This is a genomic window from Leptolyngbya iicbica LK, assembly GCF_004212215.1.
Taxonomy (GTDB): domain Bacteria; phylum Cyanobacteriota; class Cyanobacteriia; order Phormidesmidales; family Phormidesmidaceae; genus Halomicronema; species Halomicronema iicbica.
Window position 1 is genome coordinate 273,887 of sequence record NZ_QVFV01000004.1, and the last position, 24,741, is coordinate 298,627.

A 24,741-nucleotide genomic window follows, 5' to 3' on the forward strand; every position below is an offset into this window, starting at 1 on the left:
CTGGCTCACCACGATGAGCCGACAAGTTTATCTGATACAACGCTAGCGATGATGAATGCGGTTAGAACCACTCATCATCATCACCCCAATCGTCATCATAGCCGTTGCTAGGGGATCGGCGGGGATCGGCAGACTCGTCGCGGCGGGGACGGGCCGACGCCGGATCCCGAGGAATGGGCGCTTGGGGCGACCGTGCTGGCGCTCCCCCCGCTGGCGGCCGATTCCAATCGTTATCGTTGCGGGGTGCTGCCGGGCGTGGAGCCCCGTAATTATCCGGTTCGCCCCAGGGATCAGGCGCCGGTCGATAGGCATCGTTGCCATAGCCCGGTTGCTCAGGATAGCGCGGTGCCGGAGTCGGATTTGGCGGGCGCTCTCGGCCATATCCCCCGCCTTGTGGGGGGGGCGCTGTCGGACGACGTGGCTGCTGCCCCCCCTCATAGGGACGCGGGTCTTGCCAATTATTGTTGCCAGCTGCCGGAGCGCCATAGGGATCGCGGCTAGGAGGGGCACCATAGTCAGCGTTACTGCGTGGGGGGCCATAAGGGTCGCCATTACGCGGCGGCGCGCTATACGCATCGGGCTGATAGCGGGGCGGTGGCGGCGAATTGTAGTAGTCGTTCGCCGGCGGGGTGCCGGTTAAGCGGGGGCGATCGTAGTTCCAGGCGTCATCTTCCCAAGCGGGACGGCGCGACCAGCTATCTTCATAGCGATTGAACTCATTGTCGTCGCCCATAAAGGTGCGCTTGAGAGTGCCGCCAATTTGCCCCAGCAAGTCGGTTTCTTCGCTGTCGTCTTCGTACAGATAAGCTTCGCGGTTCAGCTCGTAGACTTCGTCTTGCAGCTCAGATTGAATAATATCGATGCCCCGTTCGTCGTTGTTGGCTAAGGCTTCGCGTAATTCTTGGATGAGTCGCTCGACCCGACGACGGCGATCGCGGGCAAACTGCATGCCAAAGTCAAGCACGACTTCCCGCAGCACCCGTTCTGACTGGTACGTCAACGCTTCGGCGCGGTTGCGCTTTTCCACCTGTTCTCGCTTCAGGCGATCTGTTTCGGAATACTCTTCCGCATCGCGGATCATCTGCTGCACTTCCGCTTCGCTCAGGGTGGCGGAACCCTGGATCGTGAGACTTTGCTCCCGTCCAGTAGTGCGATCCATCGCAGAGACTTGCAAAATGCCGTTGGCATCAATATCAAAAGCCACTTGCACCTGCGGGACGCCGCGCGGCGCGGGGGGAATGCCCATCAGTTTGAATCGGCCCAACGGTTTATTGTCGGCGGCCATTTCCCGCTCGCCTTGCAGCACGTGGACTTCCACCATCGTTTGGTTATTTTCAGAGGTGGAAAAGATGTCCGATCGCCGCACTGGGATGGTGGTGTTCCGAGGAATTACCTTTTTCATCACGCCGCCGATGGTTTCCAACCCCAAGGATAGGGGCGTGACATCGAGCAGCAAGATATCTTGCACCTCTTGGGTGAGAATGCCCGCTTGAATCGCGGCACCGACAGCGACGACTTCATCGGGATTAACGTTTTGGTTGGGATCTCGGCGGATGAGCGATCGCACCAGTTCATGCACCATGGGCATGCGGCTGCCCCCGCCGACCAGCACCACTTCGTCGATTTGGTCGGGGGTTAACCCAGCGTCCGATAGGGCTTGCTTTAGGGGACCGCGCAGCCGACTGAGGAGATCGCCACACAGACCTTCAAACTGCGATCGCGACAGTGACGTTTCCAAATGCTTGGGGCCGTCTGCCGTGGCGGTGATAAACGGCAGATTGATTTCCGACACATTGACGCCAGACAGCTCGATTTTGGCTTTTTCGGCGGCTTCCGTCAGGCGTTGTAGCGATTGGCGATCGCGCCGCAAATCCACGCCCTCTCTTTCCAAAAACTCATCAGCCAGCCAATCGACCACTTTTTTATCAAAGTTAGTGCCCCCGAGTTGAGTGTCTCCCGCCGTTGATCGCACCTCAAAGACGCCATCGCCGACATCTAAAATCGAGACGTCAAAGGTACCGCCGCCGAGGTCAAATACCAGCACCGTCTGGCTATATTGCTGGTCGAGACCGTAAGCCAAGGCCGCCGCTGTGGGCTCATTAAGAATCCGCTTCACTTCTAAACCGGCAATGCGCCCAGCGTTGCGGGTGGCTTGCCGCTGCGCATCGTTGAAATAAGCGGGTACGGTGATCACGGCTCCCGTGACGGGTTGCCCCAGATAGCGACTGGCTTCTTCGGCCAGCTTCCGCAAAATCATCGCTGAAACTTCTTCCGGCGCAAATTCCCGTTCTAATCGGGGACACTGAATGCGCACTTCATTATTGTCGCCCCGGCGAATGGTGTAAGGCACCCGCTTGGAATCAGCGTTGAGTTCGCCGTATTTACGCCCCATGTAGCGCTTGACGCCATAAAACGTGTTCTGGGGATTCAGTACGGCCTGTCGCCGCGCCATCTGCCCCACTAAGCGCTCACCGTCTTTGCTGAAGGCCACCACCGAGGGAGTCGTCCGCATACCTTCGGCGTTGGCAATGACAACGGGCTTGCCGCCCTCCATTACGGAGACCACTGAGTTGGTTGTCCCAAGGTCAATACCAACAACTTTACCCATTCGACTCGTGTCTCCTCGTTCGTCCCGTTCCTAACTGCTTTGATATTCTGTCAGCCTGCGGTGTCTGGGCGGGCTGTGCTGTATGACGTGCAACAGATAACCCCTCAACTTTACCGAAGAAACCGCTAAGTCGTCTCTCGCGATCGCTCACAGGATTTTCTGAGTCGCTTCCCTACAACAACAATATATATGGTAGACCTGTGCTTTCGTGTTGCACTGATCGTTCGCTACCAAAATCCTGGCGATTGCAGCGGTTCATGTCGGCCTAGACGGTTCACGCTTGGCGACTGGCCCTGACCCCTGCCGAGGGGGCTCGACTGGTGGGGGTGGAAAACCGTATTGGCGGGGTGACCTTGTCTTGAGAGGCGGTGTCCCGACCACAACACGATCTGCGTCTATTTAAGCGACTAATGACTATGACTGATTCTGCTTCCCTAGTGACCATTCTCCCAGCGCAGCCTGCCGATGTGCCGGCGATCGCTGATCTCATTCAGGCCCTCGCCGATTATGAGAAGCTGGCCCATGAGGTGACGGGCAGTGCCGATGATTTGGCGCAACACTTATTTGGCGATCGCCCCTATGCCGAAGCTTTGCTGGCCCGCGTTGGTGAAATTCCCGTTGGCTTTGCGCTGTTTTTCCACAACTACTCCACATTTTTGATGCAGCCCGGCATTTATTTAGAGGATCTGTTTGTGCTGCCGGATTATCGCGGCCAGGGCATTGGCAAAGCCCTACTCCAAGCCTTGGGACAGCTTGCCGTTGCCCGCGGCTGTGGCCGACTAGAGTGGAACGTGCTGGACTGGAACAGCCCTGCGATCGCCTTTTACGAACGCATGGGAGCCGTCATCAAACCCGAGTGGCAACTCTGCCGGGTCACAGGCGACGCTCTGGAAAATCTGGCCCAGTCCACTTGATCGGCGATCTGCAGAAGAATAATATCCCGGTCATGTGGGTGGGTGGGTAGATGAGTGGGTGGGTGATTTGCGGCTTAGGAGTTGCAACGTTTCGCAGATGTTGAGTCGCTTTAGTATGGCCTGACGTTTTCAAGAGCGACCGGGAATGAAGCCCGTGGTGAGTCGTTTGATAATGCGATTGGCAATGTCGCTGTATTGGATTTCGCCCGCGAGCAGTTGGCCCATGCGCTTGGTCATGGTTGGGCGCTTAATGCCCACCCGATAGCCCAGACCCGGCACGCGGAAAAACACACTCGCGATGCGTTGGGCCCATTGCATGTTGTCGCCCCACTCGTGCATGGCAGCCGTGTAGCCCGCCAGGGCATCCGGTTCCCCCGCTAGGGCGGCGGCGATCGCCTCTGCCGCTTTCATGCCGCTATACATGCCGTGACGAATGCCCTCTGCCGAAAGGGGGTCAACAATCGCTGCGGCTTCCCCGACGACTAAAGCTTGCTGAGTATGCAGCTTGCGATGACCATCCCACAGCCGAACGGGATGCACTTGGCAGTCACCGCCTGTCAGGTCAAAATCTTGGGCATAGGTCGCAAACGTTTGCTCAAAATTCGGCGTCTGTTTGCCCAACAGGGTGACGCCCCCCATGACCGTATCGCGATCGCGGGGAAAGCACCATAAGCAGCCACTTTTCAGCAACCCAAATTCAAAATTCAACGCGGCTTTATCCGGCGGTAGTGGAGTGGGCAATTCTAAGACGGCAGCGGCGCGGGGTTTGGCACTCTCTAATCCCAGCCAGCCCGACATCGGTCCAGTTGCCCCATCAGCTGCCACGAGATAACGGGCCTGATAAGTGCCTCGCGAGGTGTGAATGTGCCACCGACCATCCACCTGTTCAACACCAGCAACTGGCGTCTGGTCATGTAGGGTCGCCCCCTGAGCGATCGCCTGCTCAGCCAAAAATTGGTCAAAAGTGTCGCGACGCACAATCCAAATCGGCTCCTGAGTTTCTAGCTCAGAGATGATTTCGTCTCCCAATTTCCAGGTGTAGCGCACCTGGCGCACTGTGTTCGCTAACGCCGGCGCAAAGTCAAAGTCAAACCATTCAGCCACGCGGGGCGACAATGCGCCCGTGCAAGGTTTTGGTCGGGGCAAGGCGGCTTGTTCCAACAGCAAAACCGTCGCCCCCTGTCGGGCAAGATGATAGGCCGTGCTACTGCCTGCTGGCCCGGCGCCCACGATCACGCAGTCATATTGAGTCACGGTGTCTACTCCTCCCTTACCCACATAGCCCACATTACCGAAATGTGCTCCCCTACCCGGCAGACTGTGGGGCAATTCATCGCTGGTACTGAAGGCAGAGACGGCGGGTCGTAGCGACCTGATAGACGGCATTGGCTCAGGATCTTGCTGCAACAAGGGAGATCGGGCCGCGATCGCATCATGCTGGCACCCTGTAGATTGTGCGCAAATGGCGATACCGATGCCTGCTACAGAGCTCCCAGAGTAGATAGTCCTGCGGATTACAGCGCCTCTCGGCCCATCTATGCTGAAATTGGTTGGCGTGACCGAACCTAGCTAACCCTCCCGCATCGTCTATGACAGGGGTTTAGGAGGCGATTATGTTTTGGGAACTATGCGTGCTCTATGCCAATGGCAGAGAAGAAGTGTTGACAGTCTTCAAAGATTTAGATATTGCCTTGAACTGCGTTGATCGCATCTATGCGCAAGATGGCTATCCTATGCACAAGGCTTACACCATACGCCCTGGCAGCGTGGCTTAATTGACTGCTGGCTGAATGCGGCAGATCGTTAATCTATTTCTGTCTAATGCCATTTCTTTCTAATCAAGTTACGCGCCCGAAAGTTGCGTAAACAGTGGCGCGCATAGGTTAATTTTGCACTCTGGCATGAGTGATTCAACCTTGTCTAAAGTTTAAAGAAATAAAATAGGGTCGTGAAATCCCTCTGATTAATTCGGTAATTCCCCCATATATAAAAAGGATTGGAGAGAAATGGCTGGGCATGGTTGAGGCGTTACGATTTCCTCGCTGAGCTGGCTGATCCAATCGCAACTAAATAACCCGGAAAACCAATCCTTTAACTGGCTCTCCGGGTTACTTGCAGGTGTTGTTAATCAATGACTCAATCTGTGAGTGACGGCTGATCAAGACCTATTCAGGTCGATCGCCTTCACCAAATCAAGCTTGTGAACGTGGCTAAACGGTTTGCCGGGTGGGCGCATCACCGCTCAGCTTGCCGGCGCGATCGGGCAAAATCCAGCAGAGAATGGGAGAAACAACGATGGCCATCATGCTAACGATGGCAACAATTTCTAAACCTTGAACTAATGAAGTACTCATCATGGTATCGCCTCCAAAATGCGATTAGTTAATGGGGGCGCGTTCCTTCGGGAGAATCCCTACTTCCGTCCTCATTCGTCATCAATCCAACAAAATAAACGTCTGTGAGGGCAATGAGGATGAACGAAGTTTTTGATGTATTTCTATTATTACTATTCCCAACTGTTTTGTGGGCTAATCTTTTTAAACGTAAACTTTTATACTGCGTTTATTGGCCGAAGGCTGTCATATCTCAGCCGTCGTTTTCTGAACTTGCCCTAGTGCCAATTAGCTCGCGCCTGCTGAGTTGACGGACACTCTGGCAGCGCTCCTGACTTGGGATATCGGTGTCAAAGTGAACCGAATTTTAAAAAATCCGAATCAAAGTCGGTCTTTTGTCGGGGCGAACGGTCGTTCGTCCCGACAGATTGAGGGTATTCAAGGCGGCTTTGGTATCTGTTGCGGATGGTTGATTGCCGCAAATATGAGGGTTGCCAGTCTTTTGCTCAGAGCATGAAAGAGGTGGAGAGCGGCCAACAATCTCTGTGACGTGCACGTTAGCAGTAATGCTGGCACTTTGGGGGCGGCGTTGTGTGCCTGAACCGCAACGCTAGTTAGAGTCGTCTAGCTTGCCAGAGTTTTTCACATCCACGATGCGCTTGAGGAGGTTGAACCAAAAGCTGGAACCCATGGAGATGGCAAAGCCCGTAATAAACCACCCAATCACTCGTCGCGGCACCAGGGGGATAAACCAATTGGCCTGAGCTTCTTGTTGTTTACTGGTCACAGCCTCGCCGTAGCCAATGGGAATGGGTAACTCATTGAGGGCGGCATCGACCTGATCTTCGATGTCGGCCATGGCTTCTGGATTTGCAGCGCCAATTTCTTCTGCTGCCTGGTTAATGGCACTGCGAATGGCGGGATCCCGTGACAGTCGGTCTAACATGTGCAGGGAATCGGCATTGAGGGAAATGGCGATCGCAATCCCGATCAACAAAGCCACTGCTTTAGCATTCCGTTTATAAACGCCTTGCGACCGGGCCATGCCTCGGTTAAACCAGCTTTCGACTTCTTGCCCCAACGATTTCACATCGGTCTCAAGGTCAGAAAGATAAATCTTGAGGTTGCTGACTGAGTCATCGGCCAGAGATTGCATGGTGTTGAGCACGGTATCGCTGGCTTTGGCCGCGAGTGAACTGCCCGCTTTGTCGGCCAACGACAACAATGTCGATTGCAAACTCTTGGGGAGGCCGTGGGCGTCAATTCGCTCAAATATTTCCTGAATCCGGCCTCCATCCTTACTCGCCAGACCCTTGATCTCTTGGTAAATGGGGCTCTTGCGATCGACCACCGAAACTAACTCCGCCAGACTGGGTTGAATCCGCTTTAGCAAGGCTGCTTTGTCGAGGGTCGTACTCGCCAATGCCTGCTTCAGAAACTCCAGACGCCGCATAAACGTTTCGGTGAGATGGTGATTATCCGGCAGGGCGATCTGCGCAGCGGCGGTAAATTCATCCAGGCGAGCAATCAGTCGATCAATCGTTTCCGATAGGGTGGTGCGCTTTTCCCGAAAATCGTAGATCAATTGACGGACGGAATTTTCCAGAGTGCGAAACTCAGCATTTAACAAAAACTCATTGGCAGTGCTGGCCCGCAAATCATTAACCATGCGATTTAGCGGTAGCATTAATTGCTCTTCGGTAAACTGCCCTAATCGACTTTCCAGCAATACGGTGCGCAAATCTTCGATTTGCAAGTTATCCAGTAATGCTTGGGCAAAGGTTTGCGCGGGAATGTACGAAGGACCGCTGGTTTTATCCCCAAAGACGTTGCGGGTGCGGGTCACCAGTCGATAAAGGCGCCCAACAGCATGGTTGATGAGTCGAAAGAAGTGGGCGATCGGGCCAGTCGCTTCTTGGTTAAGACTCCGTACCAAGGGGGTGTCATAGAGGCGATCGGCAAAGGCTTCTGCTGCGGCTTTACTGGCGGGGGCGTTGCCTGCAATCAACACTTCGATTGACCGCTTCAAATGTTCCGCCCGCCATTGCAAAAGCGTGCCAATAATTTCCTGTATTTCACTCGCTAACAGGCTGAGGGCAAAGTAGATGAATACTAAGCCGAGAACAACTTCTAGGATGAACGGGATAGACATATCAGTTCTGTGGTACGAACACCCAATAACAGATGCATTGAGGCAAACATAACGCTCAGCGATGTTGGTGCGGCGTTAATACGGTCAACGTTGGATCAATTTCTCGACGATGGACAGCCTTGAACATTGTTTGGCGATTTTCCTGTGACTATTTCGTCATCATCTCAGTCTGTTATGAGAGTGTCAGGGATGAGGACCCAGGCGTGAGTGCCCGTTTGAGAAGATGCCAATCTGGTTCACTTTTGAGTGAACAATAGTGATGCGGGTCTAGTAACTGGCAGATCAGAAATTACCCAACTGCCATTTTCTTGGCGCTCAGATAAAAACCGACTTAGCTGTCGCTCTCATCATCTACGCCTAACTGTTTGAGATGAATATGTTTGCGCCCTAAGGAAATTTCGAACTCGTCTCCGGGCTTAAGTCCCATCTGCTTAGTGTAAGTAGAGCCAATTAATAAGTTGCCATTGGACTGAACCGTAATGCGATAGCTGGCACTGCGTCCGCCCCGTCCGTTCGTGCTCTGCTCACTATCAAGTTCAATGCCTTCAGCGGCAATCAAGGCATTCATGAACTTCATCATGTTGACTCGTTCAGTGCCTTTTTTGGTGATGGTGTAGTAACCACACGCCCTGGCTTTCTCTTCTTTACTGAGGCTTTCTAACTCTTTGACTTTTTGAACTAAAGCTTGCCCGGTCAGCATTTCGGTATTTCGACTTTCGGCCATTGTTGACGTCTCGCAATCTACAACAGTGCAGCACGCAGAGTAAAAACAGTTGCAGTTGGTGCAGTTATCTCACCTACCGCCACTAACTGTAATCCTAAAATTCAAATTTAGATCTCTTCTATCCGGTTTCTTAGCATTAAGGTTAATTATGAGAAATTCAACCCGATGATTTAACCACTAATTTGATTCACGTTTCAAGGCTCGAATGTTAACGCAAATTTGCTCGAATGGATGATGATTTCGTGATAAACGCTAGAAATTGATGAAACTAGGGGTAGGACTTAGGGAGACAACTATTCAATTGTCTGGTGGCGATTTTCTGCCGATATTGTCGATGATTAAAAAATCTGCCGATAACTTGTGGGGCGGCGGAGTGGTAAAAGCCCAGTGGGGTTGCGCGGCTGGCTCATATCCGGATCGCATTTGTGGTGTGGAGGCGTGCAGATGGGCCGATGCTCTGGTCGGCGCGATCGCGGGCGAACTAGCTGATAGGTTGTTGAGTGTGAGCCAATGCCGGGGTCAATGCTCTACCACTGTGATGGGCCAGCGGCTGCTCAGTCAGTGGGTGACGCCCTTGACTTGTGGTTGTGAGATGTTGGCGGTGGCTAGTGTATTCCCTCATGTAACTGCGATCGGCTGATGAAACTGACTAAGCGAGGCCATTACAGCGTCAAAGCATTATTGGATTTGAGTTTGCAAGCACCGGACAACTTGGCTTCGGTCAAGGCGATCGCGCAACGACAGAATTTGCCGGCCCCCTATTTAGAAAAGCTGCTCATTGAGTTACGACGGGCTGAGTTAGTCGTTTCAGTGCGGGGCGCCCAGGGCGGATATCGGTTAGCTCGGCCCGCCGCCGAGATTTCGTTGGGGGAAATTTTGGCGGCAGTGGGCGAAACCGCCTCGCCCCTGCACAGCTATGCCCCAGACATTTCCCAGGCTGAGGACTGGGTCACTTTCAGTATTTGGAAACGGCTCCATGAAAGAATGAAAGAGGCCGTCTACAGCATTTCCTTAGAGGATTTGTATTACGACGCGCGCAGTTGGCAAGCATCCCAAGGAGAGAATGCCAGTTTTGTGGTGTAGTTGGCTGATTGCCATTCCGCTATTAGCCAGCCTGCTTGACTTTGTTGTGGGCGACCCCTGGCATTGGCCGCATCCAGTACAGGTCATGGGCTGGATCATTCAGCGATATCAAACGCTAGTGTTCAAGACGGTGGCGTCGGCGCGGGGGCAACGGTGGGCCGGGGTGATGTTGGGCGTCGGTTTGCCGCTGTTGAGTGGTGCGATCGCGGCGGCGATGGTGCTCATGGGCTGGGCTATCCATCCCCTCATCGGGGGCGCGATCGCCGCCATCATCTTGGCCAGTTGTCTCGCGGCGCGTAGTTTACGACGCGCCGCCGAAGAAGTGCTCCAGCCGCTTGAAACCGGTGATTTGGTCACGGCTCGTGATCGCCTCGGGCTGTATGTGGGTCGCGATACCGACCAGTTAACTGAAGCTGAAGTGCTGCGAGCCGTGGTGGAAACCATTAGCGAAAATGCCACTGATGGCGTCATGGCCCCGTTGTTCTATGGACTTGTGGGATTCGCGATCGCCCCCGCCTGGGGAGTCGGGGCTGCGATCGCCTACAAAGCGCTCAGCACGTTGGACTCGATGATTGGCTATCAAACCCCGCCTTACCAAGATCTAGGATGGTTTAGCGCCCGTAGTGAAGATGTCGTCACTTGGTTACCCTGTCGCCTCACCGTGATGACGATTGCCCTGCTGTCAGGCCGACCGCGTCGGGTGTGGCAGCTTTGTCGCCGCGATGCCGCTGCTGATCCGAGTCCGAATGCCGGCTGGAGTGAATGCGCTTATGCCGCGGCTCTAGGGGTGCAACTTGGTGGGCGCAACACCTATCGGGGCGAGGTGAAGCACAAACCGCTCTTGGCGGAACCGTTGCGACCCATTACTCCTGCCGTGATTCAGCAGGGGTTGCGGTTTACGCGATGGGCGGTGTGGCTGTGGCTGTTAGTGGGCTGCGGAGTGCTGTGGGGCCGCTACACGTTGATCGGGTGTTAGCGACTCGCTGCAGTTTCTATGGGCAGAGCCAATTGTGCTATTTCCCCGCTCGGCGTCTATCTGTGGCTCGCGGTCTTAGTTTAGAGTTTGAGAGAACGCGATCGGCAGATGCTTCATTGTCATTGCCTGTCGGCCAAGGACACTGGTAATCAGAAAACCTATGACCAGCTTTGTTGAACTGTTGTCTGCAGAAGACATGCGACGCACCCTTAATCGATTGGCATCGGAGATTGTGGAGCGGACGAGTGCTCTAGATCAACTGGCGCTCGTGGGCATTCATACCCGAGGGGTGCCCTTGGCTTATCTACTCGCCGAGCAAATTAAGCAGTTAGAAAATCAAGCGGTGGCGGTCGGTACGCTGGACATCACGTTCTACCGTGATGATCTCGATAGTATTGGTATCCGCACGCCAGAGCGCACAGAGATTGAGTTTGACCTCTCGGGCAAAACCTTGGTGCTGGTGGATGATGTCATCTACAGCGGGCGGACGATTCGCGCCGCGATGAATGCGGTCAATGATTACGGTCGCCCCGAGATGATTCAGCTAGCGGTGTTGGTCGATCGCGGTCATCGTCAGGTGCCCATTCACCCGGATTTTGTCGGCAAAGTTGTACCCACCGCGAGAGACGAAGCCGTCAAGGTGTTTATTGCGGCGATTGATGGATACGACGCGGTGCATCTCATTCCGCGCGATGCGAATCATTGACAACGACTGCGGTAGCACTGTGGCCGTCACTAGAGATCGCGGACTTGCGGGTTAGCGGCCCAATGCTTCCCAAGTTTTGCCATTGGCAATAGGTATCAGATGGGGCTGCATTTCATAGCGCTGCAACTGCGATCGCACCAATAGCGCACTTGCAATGCCAGTGAGCAGCACCAACAGCACAATACTGGCCTGCATCAGATGTTGCGATCGCGGCGAAGGGGTGTAAATCGTGAGATGGGAAGCCATTACAGTCCTCCTGGTCGTCAAAGGTCAAGCTCAATCGAGCCCCGCCAATTACGAACATCAAGTAGAACGAGCAGAGCAACACCATCGATATGGCCTGTCAACCGACTGGAGCCGCCCTTTAAAAATTGGCTCTGGACTCTATATCTCAAGTCTACGGAGGCAGGCCGCGCTGACAGCGCCGCTGCAACAGGGAGGAATATTTTTTAACGCGATGCAATATTTTGTCCGGATGATCGTTGGTGACGCGATGGGTCAGCGACGCGGTCTTGGCGCTGATGCCAGTTGCCCACAAGCGTGGGGCCGATGATGGAACTGATGTGCCCGTTGACTTTCCCCTGTCTTGAATGGCGGTGGCACGGCAGGCAAATCTGGCCTAAGCGAATGAGGGGCGATCGCGCTCACATTTTCCAGAGAATAAAGCTACTGTTAGAGCAAGGTCATCAGCCGTCCCGATTTTCCATGTTGGGAATCCGTGGACCTGCTGAGCGCCCCCCGCTTTGTAGGATTGGAAGGTTATGGGTTCCGACGCGCAAGCACTCTTGGAAGACCTCAAAGACGCCGACGTGAATGTGCGCCAAGTGGCTACAGAAGCTTTGTGGCGACTGTGGTACACCCAAAAAGGGGCCTATGGGGCACAGCTATTGGTTCGCAGCCAAAACTTGATGGATCGGGGCCAAACCGACGAAGCGGAAACCATCCTGACTGAAACCATCGAAGCCATGCCTGACTTTGCCGAAGCCTGGAATCGTCGGGCTGTGCTGTACTACATTCAGCAGCGCTATTGGACGGCGATCGCCGACTGCGATCGGGTCCTCGAACTCGTGCCTTATCATTTCGGTGCTTTGCATGGTTTGGGACTATGCCATATGCGCCTGGGCAACCACACCGCTGCCATCCAAACTTTTCGGCGGGCACTGGCAGTGCAACCTTACGCCACGACCAACCAGCGACTGATTTTGGAGTGCACAGCACAATTAAGTTGATGAGAGGGGGCCGTCCCTGTTCCCTACGGTGCTGTGAAATCTCTCAGCTGTCAGCTTGAGCTAGGGAGTCTTCGCACTTAAATAAGTGTGAAAATTACTTTTATTCATAAAACTGGACGGTATGGTGTGCCATAGGATCTCCAAGATCTGAGCAATCAGGCTGCTCCCCGCGAGTTTCAATCCGTTTACGCAGACTGTGATTAATCACCCGATTAGGTGTGGAGGATAATTATGCAATCCTATAATTCCGTTGCTTGGGCGATCGCCTCAGCCGTTGCGATTGGTGGCGTGACTGCAACCACTGCCATGGCCCAAGAAGAGCCCATGCTCGTAGGCCCCCTGTGGATGTTAGAAGAGATCGTTTACAACAATGACACGATGACCGTGCCAGACGATCCCGAACTGTATTCCATCCAATTTTTTGAAGATGGCACTCTGGGCGTCCGCGCCGACTGCAATGTGGGTAACGGCGTGTTTGATACCGAGAGCCCTGACTTTATTACCTTGCAAGCATTTACCCTCGCCGCTTGCGGCCCCGATTCTCTCGATGATGAGTTTCGTCGGGGACTGAGCGATGCCGTTAACTACTTTTTCGTCGATGGCGATCTATTGATGGATCTCCCCTTTGATACTGGCACCATGCGGTTTATGACCGATGACATGATGGTTGAAGAAGACATGGAAGAAGACGTCGTTGTGGAAGAAGAGATGGAAGAGGAAGACGTCGTCGTCGAGGAGGATATGGAAGCAGACATGACGGAACCAGTGCCGGGTCTCTGGTAAAAAGTCACCTGATCGCCAGACATATGCCGACTCCGAGATCAAAGGCGTATGTCTGGCCTATTTTTATAGACGTGAACACACCACCGGATGGATACATTACCTAATTTGGACTGGCTACTGGGAGGCATTGCGATCGCCATCTTGCTGGGCGGCTTGTGGATGCTGTTAGATGGCGTCAAAAGTATGAATGACGACTAATTCCTCATAGGCAAACTTGAGCGCGATCGCAGTTGCTATCTGAATTAACTAGAGTTTGCCAAAGCGGCGATGTCGCTGCTGATAGTCGCTTAGAGCTTGCTGAAATTCTGCCAAATCAAAGTCTGGCCATAGCGTATCCGTCACATACAGCTCGGCGTAGGCGAGTTGCCAGAGCAAAAAGTTGCTAATGCGCATTTCGCCACTGGTGCGAATCAACAGGTCAGGATCGGTCGATCCTGCGGTGTAGAGATGACGACTAAACAAATTTTCGTCGATGTCTTCAGGCGCGAGCTTGCCCAACTGTACTTGTGTCGCGATCGCCTGACAAGCCTGCACAATTTCCTGCCGCCCCCCGTAATTTGTCGCGACGGTAAAGCGAATGCCGGGGTTATCGCGAGTTTGCTGAACGGCGCGATCGATCTCCGTTTGCAGGGAAACTGGTAACGATTCTAGATGCCCAACAAATTGAATGCGCACGCCTTCTGCGTCCATTTCAGCCAGTTCTTGACGCAACACCCGCTCAAACAGCGTCATCAAGAAATCGACTTCGGTATGAGGGCGGCCCCAATTTTCGGTCGAAAACGCATATGCCGTCAGCGCCCCAATGCCCCAGTCATTGCAGGTGCGCAGCAGCTTTTTCAGGGTATCAACCCCTCGGCGATGGCCCATGATGCGGGGTAAGCTACGGCGTTGCGCCCACCGACCATTGCCATCCATAATCACGGCGACATGGTGTGGCAACCGGTCGCGGTCAAGATTTGATGGTAAGGAAGCGGTCACAAGTGGCTCAGCGGTCATTGTTTTCCACGCGGGGCAGACGACGACGGGACAAAGGGAAGGCGCTGCCAAAACACACGCCCCTGTCTAAGCAACCGTTTGCTCAAACTACGCAGTTGCGGGCTGACCGAGTCTCGATCAACTGACAGAGAGAGGCGATCGCTCAACAACTCCCTTAGTTTACTGCTCGTTAGGGGTCGATTTAGCTTTCCCCCCTCGGCTAACGAAATTGAGCCGGTTTCTTCAGAAACCACAATACAGATACAATCCTCTACCCGTTCGGTGATGCCCATCGCCGCCCGATGCCGGGTGCCCAGTTGTCGCGACGCCGAGCGCTCGGAAATCGGCAAAATTACCCCTGCCGCGAGCACTCGCGACCCCCGCACCAAGACGGCTCCATCGTGCAGCAGCGTACTCGTTTGAAAGATAGTTTGCAGCAGTTCACGGGAGATCTCCGCATTCAGACGTACTCCCGGTACCGAAAAATCTCGTTCGTCGATTGGGCGATCAGTCTCCACAATGATGAGTGCCCCAATCCGGTTTTGCGACAGTTCTTTAACGGCATCTACTAATTCATCAATGGCGCTGTTGGGTTGTGGGACAAGTTCGCGATCGGCAATGACCAGGAGTTGTCCTAATCGGCCCCGTCCAATTTGCTCTAGCAAGCGCCGAAATTCTCCCTGCAAGATAAACGCCATTGCTACGGCTGAGCCGATGACCAACTTATCTAACACAAAGGCTAAAAGCGCCAGTCCCACATTGCGGCTAATCGTGGCGGCCAGCAGCAAAATAATGAATCCGCGCACCATCCACAAGGTGCGGCGTTCGCCAATGAGCACGAGCAGGGTATAAACCAGCAGCACGACCAGTACTCCGTCTAGGAGTCTCAATGGCCATCCCCCCAGAAATTCGAGGATTATCTGCCCTTGCTCCCAGAATTGCCCCATGTGCAGTGCCGTAGCTTCATTCCCAACGGATGGCGGACGATTAGTTGACGCTAAGTCATAGCGCCCTGTAAGGTGCCAAGCCTTTCATATCATTGGCCTAGTGGAGCCGCGATCGCATCTCTAACCGAGCCAATGATAATGATCGTTACACGCAGTTGCGTTATTCAGAATCGGCCCCAGCGGTCGCCGTCAAGCTGGCGGGTAAACAGTCATGACGGATCAAATCCTGTAACGTTTCGCGCTGAATGATGAGATGAGCTTCTCCCGCTTTTACCAAAACCGCCGCCGGTCGAGGTACACGATTATAGTTAGAAGCCATGCTGTAGTTGTAGGCACCCGTACCTGCCACAACAATAACGTCATTTGCGGCTAACGCGGGCAAGTAGGCTTCTTGAATCACGACATCGCCAGACTCGCAGTGTTTGCCCGCCAGGGTGGTTTTTTCCGTCAGGGGCGCTGACATCTGGTTGGCCGCGAGGGCTCGATACACAGACTGGTAGGTGATCGGGCGGGGATTATCTGACATGCCGCCATCCACCGCCACGTAGGTGCGGATACCCGGCACGGTTTTTTGGCTGCCCACTTTATACGCAGTCACTGCCGCTGTGCCAATCAGCGATCGCCCCGGTTCGGCAATCAATTTTGGTAGGGGCACCCCTTGCGTTTCACAGGCTTGTGCCACCGCTTCCGCTACCGTCTTGACCCAGGTTTCAATACTTGGCGGATCATCTTGCTCGGTGTAGCAGATGCCCAGTCCGCCGCCGATATCCAGCTCTGAGACGGGCAGACCATACTCAGCGGCTTTCTTGAGCCACTGCACCATGACTCCGGCCAAGTCAGCGTGAGGCTGAAGTTCAAAAATTTGTGAGCCAATGTGGGCATGCAGTCCCAAGCAGCTTAACTGCGGTTGCTGCGCCACAAACTGAAACACCTCTTCAATTTGGTCAGGATCAAACCCAAACTTGCTGTCCAGGTGCCCAGTGCGAATGTATTCGTGGGTGTGGCATTCGATCCCCGGCGTCAGCCGGAGCAGAATAGGTACAGTTTTGTTGGCGGCTTGGGCGAGTTGGCGGAGAGATTTCAATTCAAACCAGTTATCCACCACAATGCGACAACCCGACTCGATGCCCTGTTGCAATTCATCCAGAGACTTGTTGTTGCCGTGGAAGTAAAGGCGATCACTGGGCACTCCTGCTTTAACAGCCGTCAGCAACTCGCCCCCCGAGACCACATCAATGCCCAGATTTTCCTGATTCACCACGGCACATACCGCCAAGCAATTCCACGCCTTGGATGCGTAAATGACCAACGATTCGCCAGGGTAATACTGCTGCATCGCGTCGCGATACTGCTGGCAAGCCGCTCTCAGCGTGTCTTCATCCAACACATACAGTGGGGAACCGTAGCGCTCGAGTAACTGCGGCACATCACAGCCCCCGACAACTAAATGATCGTTTTCTGCCACTTGAGCTGTTAAAGGAAGCAGGTTTTGGTTGGGAGAAGGGCTACGGGCCGATAGCGTAGCGGCATGGGCTGCTAAATAATTCAAACTCGTGCGCGGAGAATCGACTGTAGAAACCATAGAAATTGCAAATGGGTGAACAAACAAGAAACCGAGGGCGGCAGAGCGGAGGGTCAAAAGCAGCCCAAAACACTAGTGTACAATCGACAACTGCGTCCTTGCTGCCTTGCAGAGTTTCTTCTATGCATGTTGTCTGCCGTCCCATGACCCTTTCAGATTTAGCGAATGTTGTGGCGTTAGACCATCGATGTTTTGGGGGGCTATGGAACGAAGCTGCCTATAGTCGCGAGGTGCACAGCCCGAACAGTGATTTACTCGTGGTGGAAACCCCTGCGCAAGGGACTCGACAAAAAATGATTGGGATCGGCTGCCTGTGGGCCATCCTGGATGAAGCCCACATCACGCTTTTAGGCATTGAGCCGCAATATCAACGGTTAGGACTCGGGCGCTGGTTGCTCATCCATCTATTGCGGGCGGCGGGCGATCGCGGCCTCACTCACGCCACTTTAGAAGTGCGCCAATCGAACCAAGTCGCTCTTGCTCTATATCAATCCTTGGGTTTTCAAGTGGCGGGTGAACGGCGACGCTACTATGCCGATGACGAAAACGCGCTGATTCTCTGGTGTAGTCACCTCCAAGATTCGTCCTTTTTGAGCGAATTACAAGCCCAGCAACAGCAACTCAACCAAAAATTGCAGGCGACCACCGCCCCTGCGGCATCGCCCACCACATCATGATTGCTCAGGCGCCATCCTCGTTAGTTCTGGGATGATCCCCAATGGGGTGGGGATGGCGAAATATTAAGAGAACGCAATGAAGGTTTAAGGGTGGGATCGCTGTAGGTTTAGGCGGGATTTCGCAAAACCAGCGAGCAGCGGACGGTTTTCATCACTGTGTCCCGTGCCACAGATCGCCAATACCCCTGTGCTAGAATCACCGTAACCAGCGCCCAGCAGGTATTTGGAATTCCACTAATGTTTGAACGCTTCACAGAAAAAGCCATTAAAGTCATCATGCTTGCCCAGGAGGAGGCCCGCCGTCTGGGTCATAACTTCGTGGGTACTGAGCAAATTCTCCTTGGCCTTATAGGAGAAGGTACAGGCGTCGCCGCCAAAGTGCTCAAATCGATGGGCGTCAATCTCAAAGATGCTCGAATCGAAGTTGAAAAAATCATTGGTCGCGGTTCTGGATTTGTCGCTGTTGAGATTCCCTTTACGCCCCGTGCCAAGCGGGTGCTAGAGCTCTCTCTAGAAGAGGCTCGCCAATTGGGACACAACTACATCGGCACAGAGCATTTGTTGTTAGGGCTGATTCGCGAAGGCGAAGGCGTCGCTGCCCGCGTCTTGGAAAACCTGGGCGTTGACCTATCAAAAGTTCGGACTCAAGTCATTCGCATGTTGGGTGAAACCGCTGAGGTTTCCTCCGGCGGCAGTCAAGGTCGCACAAAAACCCCGACTCTGGATGAGTTTGGCTCCAATCTGACCCAGATGGCCGGTGAGGGCAAGCTTGATCCCGTAGTGGGTCGTCAAAAAGAAATTGAGCGAGTCATTCAAATCTTGGGCCGTCGGACGAAAAATAATCCCGTCCTGATTGGTGAACCTGGAGTAGGTAAGACTGCGATCGCTGAGGGATTAGCTCAGCGCATTACCAATGGCGACATTCCCGACATTTTGGAAGAAAAGCGGGTCGTTACCCTGGACATTGGCTTACTAGTTGCTGGCACCAAGTATCGTGGTGAGTTTGAAGAACGGCTGAAAAAGATCATGGACGAAATCCGCTCTGCCGGAAACGTCATCCTGGTCATTGACGAGGTTCACACCTTGATTGGTGCGGGTGCTGCAGAAGGCGCGATTGATGCTGCCAACATCCTCAAGCCAGCCCTGGCTCGGGGTGAGTTGCAGTGTATCGGTGCGACCACATTGGATGAGTATCGCAAGCACATCGAGCGCGATGCAGCTCTGGAACGGCGTTTCCAACCTGTGATGGTGGGTGAACCTACCATCGAGGAAACCATTGAAATTTTGCATGGGTTGCGCGATCGCTATGAGCAACACCACAAGTTGAAAATTACGGATGATGCCCTGGATGCGGCGGCGAAGCTGTCAGATCGGTACATCTCTGATCGCTATCTGCCGGATAAGGCCATCGACTTGATCGACGAAGCGGGTTCCCGCGTGCGCTTGATTAACTCTCAGTTGCCCCCAGCGGCTAAGGAACTGGATAAAGAGCTGCGCCAAGTGCTCAAAGATAAGGACAATGCGGTGCGTTCCCAGGACTTTGACACGGCCGGTGAGTTGCGCGATCGCGAAATGGAGATTAAAGCCGAGATTCGCAGCATCGCTCAGAACAAAAAAGCGGAAGACGAAAACGGCGAAGACAATATGCCTTCTGTGGATGAGGAGGATATTGCACAAATCGTCGCTTCTTGGACGGGGGTTCCCGTTAGCAAACTGACCGAATCCGAGTCTGAGAAGCTGCTGCACATGGAGGATACGCTCCACCAGCGGTTGATCGGTCAGGACGAAGCGGTGAAAGCCATTTCTCGCGCGATTCGGCGTGCCCGCGTTGGCTTGAAAAACCCCAATCGTCCGATTGCTAGCTTTATCTTCTCTGGTCCCACCGGGGTGGGTAAAACCGAGTTGACCAAGGCATTGGCCGCTTACTTCTTTGGTTCCGAAGAGGCGATGATTCGTCTCGACATGTCGGAATTCATGGAGCGTCATACCGTCTCCAAGCTGATTGGGTCTCCACCGGGATACGTCGGCTACAGCGAGGGCGGTCAGCTCACTGAAGCGGTGCGGCGGCGGCCTTATACGGTGGTGCTGTTTGACGAGATCGAAAAAGCTCACCCCGACGTTTTCAATATGCTGCTGCAAATCTTGGAAGATGGTCGTTTGACCGATGCCAAGGGGCGCACGGTCGACTTCAAGAACACCCTGTTAATCATGACTTCCAATATTGGTTCTAAGGTCATTGAAAAAGGTGGTGGCGGTCTCGGCTTCGATTTCGAAGACGACCAAGCCGAATCTCAGTACAACCGAATTCGTTCGTTGGTGAACGAAGAGTTGAAGCAGTACTTCCGTCCTGAGTTCTTGAACCGTTTGGATGAGATTATTGTCTTCCGTCAGCTCACTAAGGATGAGGTCAAAGATATCGCCGATATCTTGCTGAAAGAAGTCTTCAGCCGTTTGTTAGAGCAGGGCATTGAGCTCCAAGTGACCGAGCGCTTTAAGGACCGACTCGTGGAAGAGGGATACAATCCCAGCTACGGGGCGCGACCCTTACGGCGAGCCATCATGCGTTTGCTTGAAGACACTCTGGCAGAAGAAATTCTTTCGGGTCGCCTACAAGACGGCAATACGGCCTCTGTCGATGTGGATGACAGCGGCAAGGTGGTCATTCAGCCGGGTGAAAGACGGGAACTTTTGTCAGCCGCTGACTAGTTAGTCGCCGCGATTTCATCAGGAACCTTACAAAAAGCGATCGCTTCGAAAAGCGATCGCTTTTTGTGTAAACATTCCTTAATCAACTTCTTAGATATCTTGTCGAGACTAGGCCCCTACCTTAATAATGATTGACAACAGTTAACGGTCATTTATTGCAGGGATTGCTGAGATTGGGACTCGCGGAGTCATTTGTTTGTCGTCTCACTCACTGCATCACGATGATGATCGTCAGGTAAGGAATTTTGCCATATAGGCAGTTGGGAGTATTGACATGGGTCTGATCAAGAAAATCTTTGGGGGCATTTTTAGCCTCATCGGTGGCATCTTTGGCAGCATTGCCAAGATTTTTGGCGTGGGCAAGCAGGGCGAGTTCTACATGGAACTGGACGAAGCTGCGCAGCCCGTTGCTGATATTGCGAATACGGTCACGGCTAACGAGCCTGCTACTACTGATGCGGCTGCACCTGTGGCGGTGGCTCCTCCTGAGTCTGCTGCCTCCCCAGAAAAAGCCTCCTTTAAAGAGCAGATTCCGGCGACGCCCAAAGCCGCAACTCAGTCAACGCCAGCTCAGCAAGTCGCCACTGTTGAGACTGAAATGCCGCAGGTTCCTAACTTTGCGACTGACTACCTCGTGAACCCCAAAACCAATTTCTCTCCCCGCCGTCGTCCCGGCCCCAGTTTGTCTTCCTTTAAAGACATGGCCAAGTCGATGGGGCGCTGAGGGGCTGTAATTGCGTAGGCTAAGCGGGATCAAACTTAAATTGAAAGTTTGCCATGGTTGCTGGTGGGTTCATGTTAGTCAATGAGCCCACCAATTTTTTGTCTGCAGTATGCCTGAATGACTTTTTTGGGAAGCGGCGTTGTCTTCATAAGCGAAAACGCTATCCTAAGGAATGCAGATGATGGTCGGTGTCGGCCGCAGTATATTGTATTGGGTTGCGCTATGGGGAGGCGATCGCGGTTCAATAGGGGCTGGCGTCCTTGGGTATTGCTGCCGGTATTGCCGATGGTTTTGCTGGGCCAAAGCCACATCAAGGCCAACCTGAGAGAACCGGAAGCGATTCTAGTGCTCGGCGGCGCCGCCGAAAGAGAACATTTTGCCGCTGAGTTGGCGATGCAACATCCTGATCTGGAGGTCTGGGTGTCATCAGGAACGAATCCCGAGTATGCCCAGTGGCTGTTTCAAGAAGCGAATATCCCGCCCGATCGCGTCCACTTAGACTATCGGGCGGTCGATACCGTGACGAATTTCACCACGTTGGTGACTGACTTAAAAGCCGAAGGGGTTGAGAGCGTTTACCTAGTGACCTCTGACTATCACATGCGTCGCGCTAGCATCATTGCCCAAGTTGTGTTGGGACGTTATGACATTACCTTTAAACCCGTACCTGTTCCGTCTGACCACGGTTCGGCTGAGCCGTTGCTGCGGGGGCTACGCGATGGTGCGCGGGCGGTTTTGTGGGTGTTCACTGGGCAAACCGGATCGTCGCTCGGGCAACGATTAAGTAAGTCTTAGCGCGATCGCCCATCCCTGAGAATTGTGAACCGATCGCGGGAATGCTTACGCTCAAGAGTGCAGAAAGCTACAATTAAGTCGCATTTCAGCATTATTGTTGCGCTATCGCCTGAAATTGTCTTATGCCTTCCACCATTGAATCTCCTTACACGCCGGAGCAAATCAAGGTCTGGTTTCGCGGTCTACTCACGATTGCTTGGGCTGACGGCCACTTTGATGAAGAAGAAAAAAGCCTAATCACCTCCATGACTCAGGAGGAGTTTGCTCCTAATATCGATTTTTTTGATGCGCTTGAACCCATTGCCGCCGAAGATTTGGCGAACGTCCTGGGTAAACAAACGGAAGCTGCCGAAGATTTCTTGCGTACGGCGGTGATGGTGGCTCTGGCCGATGGTGTCTATTCCACCGAAGAAGACCAAAAACTGCACAGTTTTTGCACTGCGTTAGGGCTGGAAAATCAGGTGCTCGATTCGGTGCGGGCCACCCTCTACGATTTGAAAGAGACGGCTCCCGTTCAGCCTACGGATGATGAACATGGTCTCGAACCGCTCAAACCGGCTCGCGAATGGCTGGACCAACTGGAGGTCAAGGATCCGCGATTGGCCCGTTTTATCTGTAAGATGGTGCCTTCGCAATGTCCGTTTGAGCGGGATGTGACGTTGTTTAAGAAAAAGATTGTCCATATTCCCGCGATGTGTAAGCTTAATCCGCTGTACGACCAGTTGGTCGGGTTGCGCTTTCGCGCGTTGTCTTACCTGGCCGACGACTGTGGTGAAGATGTGACGCCTTACCTGTAATTTGACCACGTTTCAGTGGTTTCACGAGAGTGCTCAGCCATCGGTTCTGGGTGAGTAGCAACGTGCTGACGAAATCAGCGCCATGCGAATAGTGGACACCCCATGGCCGACAGCCGAGCAACGGCGCATTAGTATTGGCTGCCTGAAGTGCGTTGTTGCACGGCCGTGACGCCATCGTCAACTAACACGTCGCCCGCCTGCACGATCGCATATACCAACCAGTGGTCGCCACATTGCATCCAACGCTGAACTCGGCATTCGAGGTAGGCCAGGGCCTCTTCTAAAATCAAGCAGCCATTGGACCCGGCATAATGCGCGATCGCTTGAAACGGATTTTCGCCCGGTTGGGGCTGATGGGCAAAGTGACGCCGAATCGTGCGCCCCTCAGTTAAAACATTGAGGATAAATTTGGCGTCAGGCTGTAGAAAGCGCTGGGCATAGGGGGTGGCCGGAATCGCCATCATAATGCCAGGAGGTGTAAAGCTGGATTGGGTGACCCAAGACGTGAGGGCGCCGCTGTGGGTATCGCCCTGGCAGGTCGTGGCAACACACAGGGAACCAATCACCCGACCCACCGCCTGTTCGGTGCGATCAGCCTGAGTTTCGGTAATCGACTGACGAGGCGATTGGCGTTTTTTTTGCTTCCGTAGTTGTTGTGCGAACTGTATGCCCGCATCTCGGCACGTTTGTAGGACGCTAGCGGTCGGACTGAAGCGGACACGAATGGTCTCAAAGCCAAAGCGATAGTTATTGTCGCGCAACTTTTCTTCAATCAGATCGATCGCTTCACCGCTCCATCCGTAGGAACCAAAAACGCCTGCTAGCTTGGTTTTGGCGGCAGATGAGAGGACGGTGCCCAGCGCCGTTTGGATTTGGACAGGGGCGTGGCCGCCCAACGTTGGTGACCCCATGATGAAGCCATCGCTGGTTTCGATCGCTTTTGCCAGTGCGACCGGATCGGCCTGCTCACAATTGATGGATTCAACGGCGAGGCCGGCTTCGATCAATCCTTGGGCGATCGCATCCGCCAAAATGGCGGTGTTGCCGTAGGCTGAGGCATATAGCAGCGCCACCCGCATAGTTTGGTGGGTCTGGTGCTGGCACCACTGACGATAGTCATTTTGCAAGCGGCTGAGACTATAGCGCACGATGGGACCATGGCCCGGCGCAATATATTTCAACGGCAGGGGCGCAAGCTGCGCTAGGGCGGTCTGCACCTGCTTAGATTGAGAGGCATGGAGACAGTCGAAATAGTAGCGGCGATCGACTTCTAACTTGCGCCAGTCTTCGTCAAAGAGAGCATCTTGGCAAATGTGCGCGCCAAAGAGCTTGTCGCTAAAGAGAATCTGGGTCTTGAGGTCGTAGGTGCACAGGCCATCGGGCCAGCGCGGGGTCGGTACTGGCAGCAACTGCAACACATGTCCCTGGCCCAGGTCGAGCAATCCTTCCGGAGGACAAATGGTGTGGAGGCGATCGCCCCACTCAGGAAAGGTGGCTCGTAGCGCTTGAGCCGCCGGGCGCGAGCAGACGAGCGTCACCTGGGGATGGTGTTTCACCAGGGCCGCTAGCGTGGCCATCCGGTTGGGATTCACATGGCCCATGATGATGTAATCCAACGGTGTTCCCGTGAGGAACTGTTGTAACTCTTGCAAGTAGAGGTGAGTAAACGACTCACCAGGGGGATCGATCAAGGCCGTGCGATCGCCCCGAATGACATAAGAATTGGCCGTAGTGCCCTGGCAGAGATTGTACTCGACTTCAAATTTGAGCCGTTCCCAGGTGCGCGATCGCAATACCGTCGTCTGGTTGCCTAAGGGGGCAATTTGTACGTCGCGTGGGCGAGTGGTGGTGAGGGGAGTCGGGTTGAGAGCGGATGGCTGCATGGTGGATGGGTGGGTGTGAGGGTGGATGAGTGGGTAAGGGAGTGAGGGAGTTTAGAATGTTGAACTTTGGGCGTTGCTGATTTTGGGGATGAATTGAATCGCGGACAGAAAGAACGACACGAATTGATCACCATCGATCGTGGAGAG

General features: G+C 53.9%; 22 protein-coding genes and 1 riboswitch. Of the genes, 12 read left to right on the forward strand and 10 right to left on the reverse strand.

All coding sequences use genetic code 11. The features are described 5' to 3' along the window. Positions 1-61 precede the first annotated feature (61 nt). The gene (gene dnaK / locus DYY88_RS17005) at positions 62-2,608 is read right to left on the reverse strand and encodes a molecular chaperone DnaK (protein ID WP_039726487.1); all 2,547 of its coding nucleotides are present in this window, start codon (positions 2,606-2,608) and stop codon (positions 62-64) included. Between the two features lie 416 nt (positions 2,609-3,024). On the opposite strand from dnaK, the gene DYY88_RS17010 reads away from it, so the two are divergent. Further along, positions 3,025-3,522, forward strand: coding sequence for a GNAT family N-acetyltransferase (locus DYY88_RS17010; protein ID WP_039726488.1), 498 nt, complete (start codon positions 3,025-3,027; stop codon positions 3,520-3,522). A 129-nt stretch (positions 3,523-3,651) separates the two neighbouring features. Here the strand turns inward: DYY88_RS17010 and DYY88_RS17015 are convergent, their stop codons facing one another. Continuing rightward, positions 3,652-4,776 (reverse strand): geranylgeranyl reductase family protein, encoded by a 1,125-nt coding sequence (locus DYY88_RS17015; RefSeq protein WP_039726489.1) that lies wholly within the window; start codon positions 4,774-4,776, stop codon positions 3,652-3,654. 359 nt (positions 4,777-5,135) lie between these two features. Here DYY88_RS17015 and DYY88_RS17020 point away from each other — a divergent pair, with 359 nt between their 5' ends. Then, the gene (locus tag DYY88_RS17020; RefSeq protein ID WP_130199491.1) at positions 5,136-5,297 is read left to right on the forward strand and encodes a family 2 glycosyl transferase; all 162 of its coding nucleotides are present in this window, start codon (positions 5,136-5,138) and stop codon (positions 5,295-5,297) included. A gap of 435 nt (positions 5,298-5,732) precedes the next feature. Here DYY88_RS17020 and DYY88_RS24280 read toward each other — a convergent pair whose 3' ends face one another. The 3 genes from DYY88_RS24280 to DYY88_RS17030 form a co-directional block, all read right to left on the reverse strand. Then, the gene (locus DYY88_RS24280) at positions 5,733-5,879 is read right to left on the reverse strand and encodes a hypothetical protein (RefSeq protein ID WP_165390129.1); all 147 of its coding nucleotides are present in this window, start codon (positions 5,877-5,879) and stop codon (positions 5,733-5,735) included. Positions 5,880-5,912: 33 nt separating this feature from the next. Further along, a riboswitch (Glutamine riboswitch) is annotated at positions 5,913-6,004 on the reverse strand. Positions 6,005-6,465: 461 nt separating this feature from the next. After that, positions 6,466-8,007 (reverse strand): hypothetical protein, encoded by a 1,542-nt coding sequence (locus DYY88_RS17025; protein WP_130199492.1) that lies wholly within the window; start codon positions 8,005-8,007, stop codon positions 6,466-6,468. A gap of 331 nt (positions 8,008-8,338) precedes the next feature. After that, a complete protein-coding gene (locus DYY88_RS17030; protein WP_039726492.1) occupies positions 8,339-8,731 on the reverse strand; it encodes an AbrB family transcriptional regulator in 393 nt (130 codons plus the stop codon). Between the two features lie 639 nt (positions 8,732-9,370). Between DYY88_RS17030 and DYY88_RS17035 the strand changes: the two genes are divergently transcribed. From DYY88_RS17035 to pyrR, 3 genes are all read left to right on the forward strand, one after another. After that, entirely contained in the window at positions 9,371-9,814 is a 444-nt protein-coding gene (locus DYY88_RS17035; RefSeq protein ID WP_039726494.1) for an Rrf2 family transcriptional regulator, read from the forward strand. Beyond that, positions 9,795-10,790, forward strand: coding sequence for an adenosylcobinamide-phosphate synthase CbiB (gene cbiB / locus DYY88_RS17040; protein WP_039726495.1), 996 nt, complete (start codon positions 9,795-9,797; stop codon positions 10,788-10,790). Before DYY88_RS17035 ends, cbiB begins: the two co-directional genes overlap by 20 nt. A 160-nt stretch (positions 10,791-10,950) precedes the next feature. Then, on the forward strand, positions 10,951-11,496 hold the full coding sequence (gene pyrR, locus DYY88_RS17045) for a bifunctional pyr operon transcriptional regulator/uracil phosphoribosyltransferase PyrR (protein ID WP_039726497.1): 546 nt from the start codon (positions 10,951-10,953) through the stop codon (positions 11,494-11,496). A gap of 51 nt (positions 11,497-11,547) precedes the next feature. Here pyrR and DYY88_RS17050 read toward each other — a convergent pair whose 3' ends face one another. After that, positions 11,548-11,742, reverse strand: coding sequence for a hypothetical protein (locus DYY88_RS17050; protein WP_039726498.1), 195 nt, complete (start codon positions 11,740-11,742; stop codon positions 11,548-11,550). A 515-nt stretch (positions 11,743-12,257) separates the two neighbouring features. Between DYY88_RS17050 and DYY88_RS17055 the strand changes: the two genes are divergently transcribed. Beyond that, positions 12,258-12,725, forward strand: a complete 468-nt coding sequence (locus tag DYY88_RS17055) for a tetratricopeptide repeat protein (protein ID WP_039726499.1) — start codon at positions 12,258-12,260, stop codon at positions 12,723-12,725. Positions 12,726-12,956: 231 nt separating this feature from the next. Next, complete coding sequence (locus DYY88_RS17060) at positions 12,957-13,508, forward strand: META domain-containing protein (RefSeq protein ID WP_039726500.1); 552 nt, start codon at positions 12,957-12,959, stop codon at positions 13,506-13,508. Positions 13,509-13,754: 246 nt separating this feature from the next. On the opposite strand, the gene uppS is transcribed toward DYY88_RS17060, so the two are convergent. From uppS to lysA, 3 genes are all read right to left on the reverse strand, one after another. After that, entirely contained in the window at positions 13,755-14,504 is a 750-nt protein-coding gene (gene uppS / locus DYY88_RS17065) for an undecaprenyl pyrophosphate synthase (RefSeq protein ID WP_039726502.1), read from the reverse strand. Then, a complete protein-coding gene (cdaA, locus tag DYY88_RS17070) occupies positions 14,501-15,430 on the reverse strand; it encodes a diadenylate cyclase CdaA (RefSeq protein ID WP_039726503.1) in 930 nt (309 codons plus the stop codon). The genes uppS and cdaA overlap by 4 nt, the downstream gene beginning before the upstream one ends. Positions 15,431-15,590: 160 nt before the next feature. Beyond that, positions 15,591-17,012 carry a diaminopimelate decarboxylase gene (gene lysA / locus DYY88_RS17075; protein ID WP_039726504.1) on the reverse strand — a complete coding sequence of 474 codons (1,422 nt, stop codon included), beginning with the start codon at positions 17,010-17,012 and terminating at the stop codon, positions 15,591-15,593. Between the two features lie 143 nt (positions 17,013-17,155). Here lysA and rimI point away from each other — a divergent pair, with 143 nt between their 5' ends. From rimI to DYY88_RS17100, 5 genes are all read left to right on the forward strand, one after another. Next, positions 17,156-17,689, forward strand: coding sequence for a ribosomal protein S18-alanine N-acetyltransferase (gene rimI, locus DYY88_RS17080; RefSeq protein ID WP_236146342.1), 534 nt, complete (start codon positions 17,156-17,158; stop codon positions 17,687-17,689). Positions 17,690-17,926: 237 nt separating this feature from the next. Then, complete coding sequence (locus DYY88_RS17085) at positions 17,927-20,395, forward strand: ATP-dependent Clp protease ATP-binding subunit (protein ID WP_039726508.1); 2,469 nt, start codon at positions 17,927-17,929, stop codon at positions 20,393-20,395. Positions 20,396-20,669: 274 nt separating this feature from the next. Beyond that, entirely contained in the window at positions 20,670-21,119 is a 450-nt protein-coding gene (locus DYY88_RS17090) for a hypothetical protein (RefSeq protein WP_052288365.1), read from the forward strand. Positions 21,120-21,404: 285 nt separating this feature from the next. Continuing rightward, positions 21,405-21,914, forward strand: a complete 510-nt coding sequence (locus DYY88_RS17095) for a YdcF family protein (protein ID WP_236146343.1) — start codon at positions 21,405-21,407, stop codon at positions 21,912-21,914. Positions 21,915-22,036: 122 nt separating this feature from the next. Beyond that, positions 22,037-22,711 carry a Mo-dependent nitrogenase C-terminal domain-containing protein gene (locus DYY88_RS17100; protein ID WP_039726511.1) on the forward strand — a complete coding sequence of 225 codons (675 nt, stop codon included), beginning with the start codon at positions 22,037-22,039 and terminating at the stop codon, positions 22,709-22,711. A gap of 128 nt (positions 22,712-22,839) precedes the next feature. On the opposite strand, the gene DYY88_RS17105 is transcribed toward DYY88_RS17100, so the two are convergent. After that, positions 22,840-24,594, reverse strand: coding sequence for a diflavin flavoprotein (locus DYY88_RS17105; protein WP_039726512.1), 1,755 nt, complete (start codon positions 24,592-24,594; stop codon positions 22,840-22,842). Positions 24,595-24,741: the final 147 nt, after the last annotated feature.

What these genes read in the sequence shown, in the direction of transcription:
- dnaK (WP_039726487.1), bottom strand. Translation starts at nt 2,608, where the DNA reads ATGGGTAAAGTTGTTGGTATTGACCTTGGGACAACCAACTCAGTGGTC.
- DYY88_RS17010 (WP_039726488.1), top strand. Translation starts at nt 3,025, where the DNA reads ATGACTGATTCTGCTTCCCTAGTGACCATTCTCCCAGCGCAGCCTGCC.
- DYY88_RS17020 (WP_130199491.1), top strand. Translation starts at nt 5,136, where the DNA reads ATGTTTTGGGAACTATGCGTGCTCTATGCCAATGGCAGAGAAGAAGTG.
- DYY88_RS24280 (WP_165390129.1), bottom strand. Translation starts at nt 5,879, where the DNA reads ATGATGAGTACTTCATTAGTTCAAGGTTTAGAAATTGTTGCCATCGTT.
- DYY88_RS17025 (WP_130199492.1), bottom strand. Translation starts at nt 8,007, where the DNA reads ATGTCTATCCCGTTCATCCTAGAAGTTGTTCTCGGCTTAGTATTCATC.
- DYY88_RS17030 (WP_039726492.1), bottom strand. Translation starts at nt 8,731, where the DNA reads ATGGCCGAAAGTCGAAATACCGAAATGCTGACCGGGCAAGCTTTAGTT.
- DYY88_RS17035 (WP_039726494.1), top strand. Translation starts at nt 9,371, where the DNA reads ATGAAACTGACTAAGCGAGGCCATTACAGCGTCAAAGCATTATTGGAT.
- cbiB (WP_039726495.1), top strand. Translation starts at nt 9,795, where the DNA reads ATGCCAGTTTTGTGGTGTAGTTGGCTGATTGCCATTCCGCTATTAGCC.
- pyrR (WP_039726497.1), top strand. Translation starts at nt 10,951, where the DNA reads ATGACCAGCTTTGTTGAACTGTTGTCTGCAGAAGACATGCGACGCACC.
- DYY88_RS17050 (WP_039726498.1), bottom strand. Translation starts at nt 11,742, where the DNA reads ATGGCTTCCCATCTCACGATTTACACCCCTTCGCCGCGATCGCAACAT.
- DYY88_RS17055 (WP_039726499.1), top strand. Translation starts at nt 12,258, where the DNA reads ATGGGTTCCGACGCGCAAGCACTCTTGGAAGACCTCAAAGACGCCGAC.
- DYY88_RS17060 (WP_039726500.1), top strand. Translation starts at nt 12,957, where the DNA reads ATGCAATCCTATAATTCCGTTGCTTGGGCGATCGCCTCAGCCGTTGCG.
- uppS (WP_039726502.1), bottom strand. Translation starts at nt 14,504, where the DNA reads ATGACCGCTGAGCCACTTGTGACCGCTTCCTTACCATCAAATCTTGAC.
- cdaA (WP_039726503.1), bottom strand. Translation starts at nt 15,430, where the DNA reads ATGGGGCAATTCTGGGAGCAAGGGCAGATAATCCTCGAATTTCTGGGG.
- lysA (WP_039726504.1), bottom strand. Translation starts at nt 17,012, where the DNA reads ATGGTTTCTACAGTCGATTCTCCGCGCACGAGTTTGAATTATTTAGCA.
- rimI (WP_236146342.1), top strand. Translation starts at nt 17,156, where the DNA reads ATGACCCTTTCAGATTTAGCGAATGTTGTGGCGTTAGACCATCGATGT.
- DYY88_RS17085 (WP_039726508.1), top strand. Translation starts at nt 17,927, where the DNA reads ATGTTTGAACGCTTCACAGAAAAAGCCATTAAAGTCATCATGCTTGCC.
- DYY88_RS17090 (WP_052288365.1), top strand. Translation starts at nt 20,670, where the DNA reads ATGGGTCTGATCAAGAAAATCTTTGGGGGCATTTTTAGCCTCATCGGT.
- DYY88_RS17095 (WP_236146343.1), top strand. Translation starts at nt 21,405, where the DNA reads ATGGTTTTGCTGGGCCAAAGCCACATCAAGGCCAACCTGAGAGAACCG.
- DYY88_RS17100 (WP_039726511.1), top strand. Translation starts at nt 22,037, where the DNA reads ATGCCTTCCACCATTGAATCTCCTTACACGCCGGAGCAAATCAAGGTC.
- DYY88_RS17105 (WP_039726512.1), bottom strand. Translation starts at nt 24,594, where the DNA reads ATGCAGCCATCCGCTCTCAACCCGACTCCCCTCACCACCACTCGCCCA.